11 protein-coding genes are annotated in these 12,336 nt (G+C 40.8%); 5 read left to right on the forward strand and 6 right to left on the reverse strand.

What is annotated here, in order from left to right; all coding sequences use genetic code 11:
• Positions 1–262: 262 nt before the first annotated feature.
• Together AC2VOY_RS04060 and rraB are read right to left on the reverse strand one after the other, a co-directional pair.
• A complete protein-coding gene (locus AC2VOY_RS04060; protein ID WP_491832402.1) occupies positions 263–1,273 on the reverse strand; it encodes a DUF4822 domain-containing protein in 1,011 nt (336 codons plus the stop codon).
• 130 nt (positions 1,274–1,403) lie between these two features.
• The gene (gene rraB / locus AC2VOY_RS04065) at positions 1,404–1,829 is read right to left on the reverse strand and encodes a ribonuclease E inhibitor RraB (RefSeq protein ID WP_491832404.1); all 426 of its coding nucleotides are present in this window, start codon (positions 1,827–1,829) and stop codon (positions 1,404–1,406) included.
• Positions 1,830–2,064: 235 nt separating this feature from the next.
• Here rraB and arcA point away from each other — a divergent pair, with 235 nt between their 5' ends.
• The 5 genes from arcA to AC2VOY_RS04090 all read left to right on the forward strand — a co-directional run bounded on the left by arcA (position 2,065) and on the right by AC2VOY_RS04090 (position 6,450).
• Positions 2,065–3,288, forward strand: a complete 1,224-nt coding sequence (gene arcA, locus AC2VOY_RS04070) for an arginine deiminase (protein ID WP_491832406.1) — start codon at positions 2,065–2,067, stop codon at positions 3,286–3,288.
• A 57-nt stretch (positions 3,289–3,345) separates the two neighbouring features.
• Positions 3,346–4,350, forward strand: a complete 1,005-nt coding sequence (gene argF / locus AC2VOY_RS04075; RefSeq protein ID WP_491832408.1) for an ornithine carbamoyltransferase — start codon at positions 3,346–3,348, stop codon at positions 4,348–4,350.
• 257 nt (positions 4,351–4,607) lie between these two features.
• On the forward strand, positions 4,608–5,549 hold the full coding sequence (pyrB, locus tag AC2VOY_RS04080; protein ID WP_491832410.1) for an aspartate carbamoyltransferase: 942 nt from the start codon (positions 4,608–4,610) through the stop codon (positions 5,547–5,549).
• Between the two features lie 14 nt (positions 5,550–5,563).
• Positions 5,564–6,043 (forward strand): aspartate carbamoyltransferase regulatory subunit, encoded by a 480-nt coding sequence (gene pyrI, locus AC2VOY_RS04085; RefSeq protein ID WP_491832412.1) that lies wholly within the window; start codon positions 5,564–5,566, stop codon positions 6,041–6,043.
• Positions 6,044–6,063: 20 nt separating this feature from the next.
• Positions 6,064–6,450 (forward strand): RidA family protein, encoded by a 387-nt coding sequence (locus tag AC2VOY_RS04090; protein ID WP_491832414.1) that lies wholly within the window; start codon positions 6,064–6,066, stop codon positions 6,448–6,450.
• A 219-nt stretch (positions 6,451–6,669) separates the two neighbouring features.
• Here the strand turns inward: AC2VOY_RS04090 and AC2VOY_RS04095 are convergent, their stop codons facing one another.
• The 4 genes from AC2VOY_RS04095 to pnp all read right to left on the reverse strand — a co-directional run bounded on the left by AC2VOY_RS04095 (position 6,670) and on the right by pnp (position 12,044).
• Positions 6,670–7,998 carry an MATE family efflux transporter gene (locus AC2VOY_RS04095; RefSeq protein WP_491832416.1) on the reverse strand — a complete coding sequence of 443 codons (1,329 nt, stop codon included), beginning with the start codon at positions 7,996–7,998 and terminating at the stop codon, positions 6,670–6,672.
• A 38-nt stretch (positions 7,999–8,036) separates the two neighbouring features.
• On the reverse strand, positions 8,037–8,459 hold the full coding sequence (locus AC2VOY_RS04100; protein ID WP_491832418.1) for a MarR family winged helix-turn-helix transcriptional regulator: 423 nt from the start codon (positions 8,457–8,459) through the stop codon (positions 8,037–8,039).
• Between the two features lie 172 nt (positions 8,460–8,631).
• Positions 8,632–9,591, reverse strand: a complete 960-nt coding sequence (gene nlpI, locus AC2VOY_RS04105; RefSeq protein WP_491832419.1) for a lipoprotein NlpI — start codon at positions 9,589–9,591, stop codon at positions 8,632–8,634.
• Between the two features lie 344 nt (positions 9,592–9,935).
• Positions 9,936–12,044, reverse strand: coding sequence for a polyribonucleotide nucleotidyltransferase (gene pnp / locus AC2VOY_RS04110; RefSeq protein ID WP_491832420.1), 2,109 nt, complete (start codon positions 12,042–12,044; stop codon positions 9,936–9,938).
• Positions 12,045–12,336: the final 292 nt, after the last annotated feature.

Genomic DNA, 12,336 nt, shown 5'->3' on the forward strand with positions numbered 1-12,336 from the left:
GATTTTTTTCATTTGTAAATCCTTTTATATGACGTGCAAATAGAGTCCGTGACCAACTAAATTTGCGTCATAAAAAAAGAAACATCAAAAAACGAATTCTGTTTTCAGACAGAGTTCAAAAAACCAACAAAAAGCCATGTAAATTCATATACAAGCCAAATAAAAACGCCTACTCACTCCAAATGAAATGAATAGGCGTCACGTTAGTTGATGTTTAAGTTACTTTTTTAAAGCTGAAAATAAAGATAAATATAAGGGAGTATTATTCATCATGAGTAAACTCAAGCTTAAAATCCCCTTTATAAGGAACATGCTCAACTGTTACCCAAGCTGGTTTGTTATCTGCACCTTTGCCCATTACTCGGTAAGTAAATTTATCAGGATTTAGCTCAGTCAACTCAACAGCAGATTGATACTTTTTCCCTTGAGATAAGATTACGCGCAATTTGTTATTATGTAGCACGCTATAGTAACCATAGTCACCGCGTGATTCACCCGTTGCTTTATCAAAGAATTCGTAACGGTTTGTCGATGAATCATAACGCGCTAAACCAATAAAGTTTTGGTTATATTGAGTCACATCTTCATCTTCATCATTCACAACACGCGTACCTTGCCATAAAGCTCCAGCAAGAATATCTGCGCCATCTTCAGTGGTAATGATTTGCCCCGTCTGATGCTTAAATGAATGATCTTTTGTAAATTCTAAATCAAACTTGCCAAGGTATGGCTTGTGCTCAACCAAAACATTGACTGGCTCACCATTGGCATTTTGACCCGCTCGCTTATAGGTAAAGACATTTTGATCTAACTTCACCATATCTACGATGGCCGCATAATTTTTAGACTCAGAGATCAGAATGCGTTTTTCACCATCATTGGTTACAAAATAATAACCATAATCATCACGAGATTCGCCAGTATCTTTATCAAAAAACTCATAATCGCCAAGCTCTCCGTAACGTGCGAGACCAATATAATTTGAGTTTTCTTTTGTCAGATCATTGCCATTTGCATCGGTCACTTTCGTGCCTTGCCAAGGCGTATCAAACAGGCTCACTTGCATCGAGTCCATGATCTCTTCAGACATTTCATCTGGATCAGGATGCTCAACTTGCATTTGTGATTGATCTTGCACCTGCTCGATTTGTGTTTGAGGCTCTGTCTGAGTTTGTGATTCTGGCGCTGACTTATCCTCTGCAGATTGCGAAGATTGGTTATCACATCCGGAAAGGACTAAACCAATTAACGCTGCAATCATGATTTTATTCATTATTCATCCTTTAATTTTCATCACACCTATCCTAAGACATTACCCTATATAGATAAGTTTCCTGTAAGATAATTAAAAATTATTCATAAAATCTAAGCCAGCTCCAAAAAATTAATAAAAATAGCTACAATTAATCTTCTTCGCCATCTTCTTCATCATGATAGATCGCATCTTCGCCTTCATAGAAGGTGCCCCAACCATCATAAATAATGTCAAATTTTTCAGCTAAATGCACCAGCTTCTCAACTTGCTCGTCAATCAGTTTCGGATCAAGCGCTGATTGCATAATTGCATCGCAGCATAAAACTTTTTGACCATCTTCATCTTCAACTTCTTCAGCTTCTAAAACCTCAAAGCCCATTTGGAAAGCTTCAATAACAGCCTTTTCAAGGGTTTCAAAATTTTCAGCAAATAAGTGGTGCTCAATATCATAAAGAGCTTCAGGATCACTGCCATCTTCAATTAAAGCTGCAATAATATCGCGAGTTTCTTCTTTTTGATATTCAATAAGTTCTTCAACACTTAGATAATCATCTTGTAAATTTTGATCAGACATATTTATTTCCAATATTCGGCTTTTAGTTAGCAGTATTTTGCCATGATTTGACTTGATTAGTAAGTAAATTTGTGTGGAAAAATTAATTTTCTATTAACAAACCCAGAACAAGAATAAGTGCTTTTATATCAATAAATTAGCAAGAAGCATAAGGAAAAAGAATTTGACTATCTAAGCTTCAACTGCCCATAATGAAAGGGAATAGATAAATGCCGCATGGCAAAAAAGGAATTTTATGTCTAAGTTATACGTTGGTTCAGAGATTGGCCAATTAAAACGAGTGATCTTACACCGCCCCGAGCGCGCTTTAACCCACCTTACTCCTTCAAACTTTCAAGACTTATTGTTTGATGATGTCCTCTCGGTCGAAGATGCCGGCAAAGAACATGACGAATTTGCTAACCTATTGACTAATCAGGGGGTTGAAGTTTTACTACTGCACGATTTGCTTGCCCAAACCCTTGAAATTGACGAAGCCAAACAATGGCTGCTCGATACTCAAATTTCAGATTATCGCTTTGGCTCCCTATTTGCCAAGCAACTGCGTGATTATGCCGCGCAAACTGACAATGATCTGCTCGCCAGTATTTTACTCGGTGGCCTGACTTACGATGAAATCCCATTCACGCCACATGGTCTGCTTCCTGCAATGCAAGGCCCACAAGATTTTGTGATTGAACCGCTGCCAAATCATCTCTTTACGCGTGACACCTCTTGTTGGGTTTACAATGGCGTCAGCCTTAACCCTATGATGAAGCCAGCACGTCAGCGTGAGACCAACCACTTACGTGCGATTTATCGCTGGCACCCTCTATTTGCAAGCCAAGATTTTCATTATTATTTTGGTAACCAAGCCGGTGATTATGATAACGCTAATATCGAAGGTGGCGACGTATTAGTTCTTGGTAATGGCGCTGTACTCATTGGCATGTCCGAACGTACCACCCCACAAGGAATTGAAAACTTTGCAAAAAATCTATTTATCTCAGGTCAAGCAAAGCAAGTCTTAGCAGTTGAACTGCCCAAGCACCGCGCTTGTATGCATCTTGATACCGTCATGACGCATATGGATAGAGATACATTTTCGATTTACCCTGAAGTGATTCACAAACGTCTCGCCACTTGGAAGCTTGAACCAAATGCCGATGCCTCGAATGTTCAGGTCACCTTGATGCCAAGTTATTTAAACGCGCTCGAACAAGCCTTAGATGTAAGCCAAATTAAAACTATCACCACAGGCGGAAACTTCTCAGAGGCTGAGCGTGAACAATGGAATGATGCGAATAATGTTTTGACCTTGCGCCCTGGTGAGGTGGTGAGTTATGCACGCAATATTTATACTAATGAAAAATATGATAAGGCTGGGATCAAGGTTTTAACCATAGATGGCAATGAACTTGGACGTGGTCGAGGTGGCGCACGCTGTATGAGTTGCCCAATTGAGCGAGATGGATTATAGTACATCTTTATTCAATTAATTAGCATTTTTAGTCGCTACACATACAAGGAATCGAGTATGGCTTTTAATTTACGCAATCGTCACTTTTTGAAATTGTTAGACTTTTCAACTCAAGAAATTGAATTTTTGCTGCAACTGGCGAAAGATCTCAAAACTGCTAAATATGCAGGCATTGAGCAGCCTCGCCTAACTGGCAAAAATATTGCGCTAATCTTTGAAAAAAGCTCTACTCGTACTCGCTGCGCATTTGAAGTAGCAGCTTTTGACCAAGGCGCCCAAGTCACCTATCTTGGTCCATCTGGCAGCCAAATCGGCCATAAAGAATCAATGAAAGATACTGCGCGTGTTCTTGGACGTATGTATGACGGCATCGAATATCGCGGCTTTGGTCAAGCCCGTGTTGAAGAGCTCGCTGAGTTTGCTGGCGTACCGGTATGGAATGGCTTAACCGATGAGTTTCATCCCACTCAAATCCTTGCTGACTTTTTGACTATGCAAGAGTTTAGCCCAAACCGCTCGCTGAATCAGTTGAGCTTTGCTTACCTTGGTGATGCGCGTAATAACATGGCGAACTCATTAATGGTTGGCGCTGCAAAAATGGGGATGGATATTCGCCTCGTTGCACCGAAAGATTATTGGCCTGAAAGCGAACTGGTTGAAACTTGTCAGGAAATTGCGAAAACTACAGGCGCAAAAATTTTACTCACTGAAGATGTTCAAGCCGGGGTTAAAGGGTGTGACTTCTTATACACAGATGTGTGGGTGTCTATGGGTGAGCCTGAAGAAGCATGGGCTGAGCGCATTGAGCAGATGAAGCCTTATCAAGTGAACCAAGCCATGCTCGATGCAACGGGTAATCCAAAGGTGAAATTTATGCACTGCTTACCGGCTTTTCATAATGATGAAACAGGCGTAGGTAAAGCTGTAGCTGAAAAATATCAAATGCAAGGCCTTGAAGTCACAGAAGAAGTTTTTGAATCTGAGCATTCAATTGTGTTTGATCAAGCAGAAAACCGCATGCATACGATCAAAGCTGTGATGGTGGCGACTTTGGGCGCTTAAGAAATATCAAATTGCAAATTCGATCCAAGCAAACGCTTGCGTCATGATAAAACTTAGCTATAATCTGCAAGATTTTATTAAACGTATGAGGTTTGTCGTCTTGCTTGGGTACATCTTTGCTTCTATCTTATTAAGCCTCAAGGCAGCATTTGCTGTTCGACACAACGTTTTCCATAATTTAAGATTTTCAGACTAAGCCTCCTGTTACCTAGGGGGCTTTTTTTTGCCGTTTAAATGACAAATTTAAAGGATCACTCATGAACAACAGCCTTTACCAAAAGCATATCATCTCTATTCCTGAGCTTTCACGTGATGAACTTGAGCTGATTGTCGATACAGCGGCTAAAATCAAAGCCAAGCCGCAACCAAAACTGATTGAAAACAAAGTTGTTGCAAGCTGCTTTTTTGAGCCTTCAACGCGCACACGTTTATCTTTTGAAACTGCGATTCAACGCATTGGTGGACGCGTAATTGGCTTTGATAGCGGCGGCAATACATCGCTGGCAAATAAAGGTGAAACCCTTTCTGATTCAGTCCAAGTGATCTCAAGCTATGTGGATGCCTTTGTCATGCGTCACCCACAAGAAGGCGCTGCGCGTTTAGCTTCTGAGTTCTCAAACGGTGTCCCAGTGCTTAACGCAGGTGATGGCTCCAACCAACACCCAAGCCAAACCTTGCTTGATTTATATAGCATTTATGAAACGCAAGAAAAGCTAGATGGCATTCATATCGCCTTTGTTGGGGATTTAAAATATGGCCGTACGGTGCATTCTTTAACTCAAGCATTGGCTAAATTTGATGACGTGAATTTCTACTTCATTGCGCCAAAAGCGCTCGCTATGCCAGATTATATCTGCGAAGAGTTGGATGATGCAGGCATAAAATATAGTCTGCACCAAGATATTGAATCCGTCATGCCTAAGCTTGATATTTTATATATGACGCGCGTACAAAAAGAGCGTTTTGATGCTTCTGAATATGCGCATATTAAATCTGCATTTGTATTAACCGCAAAATCATTAGAGCATGCTAAGCCAAACCTAAAAGTCTTGCACCCTCTACCACGCGTGGATGAAATCACTACAGATGTGGATGCTACGCCGCATGCCTATTATTTCCAACAAGCACAAAATGGCGTTTACGCACGCATGGCTTTATTAGCCTTAGTCCTTAGCCCTGAACTTACTTTTAACCAATAACCCGGAGCATGATGATGTCTAAAGAAAAACAACTCCAAGTCGAAGCGATTGCGCAAGGTACTGTGATTGATCATATCCCAGCTCAAGTCGGGTTACAGGTATTAAAATTATTTAACTTTGATAAGACTGGTGAGCGCGTGACCATGGGTCTAAACTTGCCATCTTCTGCAATGGGCTGCAAAGATATTTTAAAAGCTGAAAATACATTTATCAGCGAAGAACAAGCGCAAAAATTAGCACTTTATGCACCAAAAGCGACAGTTAACCAAATTGAAAACTATGAAGTAGTCAAAAAGCTAAACTTAAGTCTACCAAAACAAGTGCTAGGCGTATTCTCTTGTCCAAATGCAAACTGCATTACACATAATGAACCTGTTCCGAGCCGCTTTGCTGTGAGCACAAAGGTATCAAAAACAAGTCAAGATGAAGAAATTCGCCTCAAATGTACATATTGTGAAAAAACCTTTGATCGTGATATTGTTACTGAAGGTTAAATGAAAAATAAGGAAAATTCATGACTAAAGTTCTACACACAGAATCTGCACCAGCAGCAATTGGCCCATATGTACAAGGTGTTGATCTTGGGAGCATGGTAATGACATCAGGTCAGATCCCTGTAAACCCAGCAACAGGTGAAGTGCCAGCAGATATTAAAGATCAAGCTCGTCAGTCTCTAGAAAACGTTAAAGCTGTGGTTGAGTCTTCAGGTTTAAGCGTCACCAACATTGTAAAAATGACTGTGTTTGTTAAAGATCTCAATGACTTTGCTTCTGTAAACGAAGTCTACGGTGCATTTTTTGATGAGCATAACGTCGCAAACTACCCAGCACGTTCATGTGTGGAAGTTGCGCGTCTACCAAAAGATGTTGGCATTGAAATCGAAGCAATTGCAGTACGTTAATTTATTCTAGTTAGCTAAGTTTAGCTCTGGCTCTGGATCTAGTTCCTCCCCTTTTCAAGGGGAGGTTAGGTGGGGTGGGGTTAACTCTAGTGACCCAAATCTAGCACTAGAGCTAGTCTCTCACCTTTCAATGGGAGATTAGATAGGGTTAGTTCTAGTTGCCCAAATCTATCGCTAGATCTAGTCCCTCCCCTTTCCAAGGGGAGGTTAGGTGGGGTTCTAAGCAGCTCTCGCCTTTGCGACAATCGGCTGCAAATCCTTTCTAAGCATCACAATCACAATCCCAGCCAACACAAAGTTTGATAACGGGTACGCGAGCCACACCCCTTGAACATCCCAAAACCTAGGTAAAATCCATAAAAATGGAAGCTGAATCAATAGATTGCTCACCATAATTAAAGTTGCTTTTTTACCTTTATTAATCGCCTGATAAAACGCTGCACCCACCACTAAAAAGCCATCTAAAAACAAAGCAAAGGTATGCAAACGTATCCCTTCCACGCCAGCTGTAATTAAAGCCTGGTTGTGTGAATTAAAGCTTTGCATGATAGATGTGGCAAACAAATTAATCCCAAGCGTTGAGACAAGACCTATGATGATTGCACTGCCCATTGCAACTTTTAAAAGCTGTAAGATATTTCTTGGATGGCGCGCGCCATAATAATAACTCACAAGCGGCTGCATGCCATTGGCTACCCCTTCTGCAATCAAGTAATAAACTGTGACTAGATACCCAACGACAGCAAAGGCGCCGACATAAACTAAGCCGCCATAAAGACTAAAGTACACATTATGAATAGCAACCATCAAGGCAGCATACACATACATAAAAAAGCTAGAAGTGCCGATAATAAAAATTCGCCCGATATATTCAGGGTGTACTCGTAAATCAGCTAAGGTTAAGCGCATATTGGCTTTGGCGGAGAAGAAATAAATCACCCCAGCAAGGGTCACAACAAACTGCGCACCCGCCGTTGCTAATGCTGCGCCTGTAAACTCCCACTTAAGCACCACAATAAACAAATAATCAAAAATAATATTGAGCAAAGCGCCAATGATCATCAAAAGCGTCGCGAGTTTAGGGCTGTGATCATTACGCAGTAAAAATGGCAAAGCAACCGAGCCTAGGGTAAAGGCGCAGCTATAGATCAAGACATCTAAATACTCTTGCCCATACTTTAAAGCATCCCCTTCACCACCTTGAATCGAGAGAAAAAACTCCGAGAAAAAATATAAAATAGCAGCGATAAAAGGTAATAAAATAACTAACAGTAACAAACCTGTTGCCAAAACCTCTTTGGCTTCAAGCGGCTTTTTTTGCCCTTGCTTAATCGAAGATAAAGCGCCACTGCCCACCCCGATCATCATGCCAATACCTAAAATTGTCGCAATCACAGGCCAAGCAAGATTAATTGCAGCTAAGCCTTCACTTCCTAAGTAGCGCCCAATAAAGATCCCATCAACTATTTGATATAAGCCGTTGACCAACATTGCCGCAACAGTTGGAATCGCATAACGGCGAAATTCTCGATTTATATTTCGATTCATATCTACCTCATCAATTCAGGGTTACGCAATAACATTAATCATGTGTCCTTTAATGCTTGATTAAGCAGCTGAGTTAAGTAACTCGCTTGATCGTCATCTAGTCGCGCTAACATCTTTTGAGCGATCACTTGATACACTTGATGATCTTGATTAAACCCAGCCTTAGTAAAATCGGTTAAGAAAATCAACTTTGAGCGTGCATCTTGTGGCGCAGGCAAACTCACAAGTAAACCTTTTGCTTCCAATCGTTTAACCATGCTCGACGCCGAAGCCTTAGTTACTTGCATTTGCTCGGCAAGGTCGGTTAAGCGGATCCCTTTTGGAACCATCTCTACAACTTTTAAATAGTCATATTCATTAAAGCTCAAATGCCCCAATGGATCTTGTGCTTGCTTACGCCACTCTTTTGCAGTGACTCTTTCAATGGTTTCGAGATGTTTTGCGAGTTCTTTGTTTGGCATGATAAATCTAATTGCCCATATAGTTAGTTAGTCTAACTAATAATATATCATGCTTTTTATATAAAAGAAAAGCACGAAAAGGGAAAAGTTGCTAAGGTAAGATCGAAAAAGGCTTGATCTAGATAACCCAGATCAAGCCCTTAAATTGTATCAACTCATGGAGAAGTATTGGTTAGTTCGTTGTCGATTCTGCTTCAGCTCTTTCAGCTTCCATAAAATCAATGGCAATCGGATCATCTTCAAAATCTTGATCGACTTCAGATCGTAACGTATCAAAGATTTGTCCTAACTCCACAAAAGAATAATGATGCTCGGCAAAGTCATAAACATTTTGCGCAATCGCAAGCTTGAATAAAGCTATCGCATTCGGATAGTCTTTTTCATAATGAAACTCTTTTGCAAGATAGAAATAAGTTTCGGTTAACTGCTGCGCCATTTGTTCATTGTTTTCTGCATGTTCAGCAATATTCTCAAAAATTTCTTGTTGAGAAACGTCACCTAATGTCATCGCAACAAGCAGCCAACCCCACTGACTCTCTTCCGATTGACCTTGAGCTTGATAACGTGCTTCTAAGTTTTGCTTCGCATTTTCAGGATCCAAGCCACGCTCAATATAGAACAGCCATAATGCCGTATATGGATCCGCTTTATCCGCTTCATAGGCCTTGGTCATATCATCAAATGCAGGACCTAAACGGTTACCGTAATACAAGGCAATAGCACGATTTCTTAACGCATAATTACTTTCAGGCTCTAGCTTTAAACTAATATCAAATGCATCAATCGCATTATCATAAGCTGCAACTTGAGTATAAAACACGCCAAGCATGTTTAAGACATCCGCTTGTTTTGGATTAAGTTTTAAAGAGTATTCATAGTCTAAACGAGCTAAATCACGCAAGCCGACACTATCATGATAGAAACCACGTAATTTAAACAGTTGCGCTTTGTCTGCTTGAGAAGTGTCACTGCGAGCCAATAGAGCATTAATTTTAGCTAAGCTGACTTCTTGATCTACACCTGGTTGTAATGGCACAGCCATAGGTGGATAGCCCCAATAGTTTTGCTGACTTGAGGCGCAACCAGCTAGCATCAAGATGCATGCTAAACCTAGATATCGAAAATATTTCACGTATATAGCTCCCTTTGGTCTAACTTCCTAGGTGAGTAATAGATTTCAAACGTATAAGATTAAAAGCATATTAACTTAGTTTACTTGAAATGTATTGATTTTCTCTTCAAGTTTCTAATGATTAAATGTAACACCTTAAATAGTTGAAGATACTGCAAAGTCATAAAATGATGTGCCTATACGGATAGACAAAAACATGTGATTTAGCGGAAATGCTTAGCATTAAGCAGAGATTTCAAAATATGCAAGGCATTAAAAAGGAAGCACTTAGGCCTCCTTTTATATGGAGAACACTTAAACTTTAGCAGCTTAAGCGCCTCTTTATGTCATGAATTGCTAAAAAATTATTCAGCAGCTGGCGCTTCTTCAGTTTGAGGTTGCGCTTCTTTCATGCTTAGACGTACACGGCCTTGACGGTCGATTTCAAGTACTTTCACTTGAACTTCTTGACCTTCTTTTAGGTAGTCAGATACTTTCTCTACACGCTCGTTAGCGATTTGAGAGATATGTACTAGACCATCTTTACCAGGCAGGATAGTCACGAACGCACCGAAATCAGCTAGACGTGCAACAACACCTGTGTAGATGCGGCCAACTTCAACTTCAGCAGTGATTTCTTCAATACGACGAATCGCTTCTTTAGCTGCAGCGCCTTCAGTTGCTGCAATCTTGATTGTGCCGTCATCATCGATTTCAATCGTTGTGCCAGTTTCTTCAGTTAGCGCACGAATTACCGCACCGCCTTTACCGATCACGTCTTTGATTTTCTCTGAAGAGATCTTCATTGTGTGGATGCGCGGAGCAAACTCAGAAATATCATCACGCGCACCAGAAATCGCTTCGTCCATCACTTTAAGGATATGATGACGTGCACCTTGCGCTTGGTTTAGAGCAATTTGCATGATTTCTTTAGTGATACCTTCGATTTTGATATCCATTTGTAGCGCAGTGATACCTTCAGAAGTACCCGCAACTTTAAAGTCCATGTCACCTAGGTGATCTTCATCGCCTAAGATGTCAGAAAGAACAACGAAATCATCGCCTTCTTTCACAAGACCCATAGCGATACCCGCTACAGATGACTTGATTGGTACACCAGCGTCCATAAGTGCTAGAGAAGTACCACATACAGAAGCCATTGAAGATGAACCGTTTGATTCTGTGATTTCAGACACAACACGTACTGTGTATGGGAATTCATCAGCAGAAGGCATTACCGCAGCAATACCACGTTTTGCAAGTTTACCGTGACCGATTTCACGACGCTTAGGTGAACCAACAAAACCAGTTTCACCAACACAGTATGGAGGGAAGTTGTAGTGAAGTAGGAAGTTATCTTTCTTCTCACCTAATAGGCTATCAATGATTTGCGCATCACGTTGTGTACCAAGTGTTGCGGTAACCATTGCCTGCGTTTCACCACGCGTAAATAGTGCACTACCGTGAGTACGTGGAAGAATACCAGTGCGTACGTCAAGCGCACGAACCATATCTTTTTCACGACCATCGATACGTGGCTCACCAGAGATGATGCGGCTACGTACAACTGTTTTTTCAAGATCGTGGAAGATAGTGTGAATTTCTTTTGGATTTAACTCTTCGTTTTCAGCCAAAAGTGTTTCTTTTACTTCATCACTGATTGCGTGGATGCGATCATAACGCGCCATTTTTTCAGTGATTTGGTATGCTTCAACCAATTTCGCTTGCGCAAGTTCAGCGATTTTGTTTTTAAGCTGAGTATTTTCAGCAGGCGCAGCCCAATCCCATGCAGGCGTTGCTACTTCAGCTTTAAATTCGTTGATTGCATTGATCACAACTTGTTGTTGATCGTGACCATATACAACTGCTGCTAGCATTTCTTCTTCTGTTAGGTTGTCAGCTTCTGATTCTACCATAAGTACAGCGCCTTCAGTACCCGAAACAACAAGGTCAAGACGAGAGTTTTCTAGCTCTTTTTCACTTGGGTTAAGTACTAGCTCACCATTGATGTGACCAACACGCGCTGCACCAATTGGACCATTGAACGGAACACCTGCGATAGAAAGCGCAGCTGAAGTACCGATCATAGTGATGATGTCTGGAGAGATATCAGGGTTTGCAGAAACAACGGTTGCAATCACTTGCACTTCGTTTTTGAAACCTTCTGGGAAAAGTGGACGAATTGGACGGTCGATTAGACGCGCTGTTAGTGTTTCGCCTTCAGAAGGACGACCTTCACGCTTGAAGAAACCACCAGGAATTTTACCAGCAGCGTATGTACGCTCTTGATAGTTAACTGTTAGCGGGAAGAAATCTTGACCTTCAACAGCTTCTTTTTTTGCAACAACAGAAACAAATACAGATGTATCATCCATGCTTGCCATAACAGCAGCAGTAGCTTGACGAGCAATCACACCAGTTTCAAGAGTAACTGTGTGGTTACCGTATTGGAATTTTTTTACGATTGGATTCACGTAAATACCTTCATTTAAAGTTAAATTTAATTTTGCTTTACCAATCGCGACTAATATAAAAAGCATCAATGTCAAATGCATCTTATATTAGTCGCGACCTTTATGGTCGACATCGGTGACTGTAAAGCGTGTTTGATTTATCAGCTCAAAACCAAGTCATAGCGACTACGAATGAATTTGATAAACCTCGCAGAGTATAACCTATTTTGAATGAATTGTCTTTGACTGATCGGGGATAAAAAGTGAAGTTTTCGGTGAGAATTAAATGCGTTAGGGCTTAACTAGCACTTAT

The sequence above is a fragment of the Vibrio sp. KMM 9700 genome (assembly GCF_058545285.1).